The 252-nt window shown below is 37.7% G+C and carries 1 protein-coding gene; it reads left to right on the top strand.

Annotation, left to right across the window (positions count from 1 at the left end; all coding sequences use genetic code 11):
* A partial coding sequence (locus IEQ44_RS18715; RefSeq protein WP_193639459.1) for a ribonuclease catalytic domain-containing protein occupies window positions 1-252 on the top strand: 252 nt, incomplete at both ends.

Here is a 252-nt window from a genome sequence, read left to right as displayed (position 1 = left end):
CAAAGAAGAAATTGCCAGGCGTCGCGATATGCGTAACGATTTAACCTTTACTATCGATCCAAAAGATGCTAAAGATTTCGATGATGCCTTATCCTTTACCTTACTTAAAGATGGTTTGTATGAAATAGGAATTCATATTGCCGATGTATCGCATTACGTTAAGGAAGGTACAGTTTTAGATGATGAAGCTTACGAACGGGCAACCTCTGTTTATTTAGTTGATAGGGTAGTACCTATGTTACCAGAAGTACT

This window comes from Nocardioides malaquae (assembly GCF_015070385.1).
Taxonomy (GTDB): Bacteria; Actinomycetota; Actinomycetes; order Propionibacteriales; family Nocardioidaceae; genus Nocardioides; species Nocardioides malaquae.
This window is presented reverse-complemented; position numbering and strand designations above follow the sequence as displayed.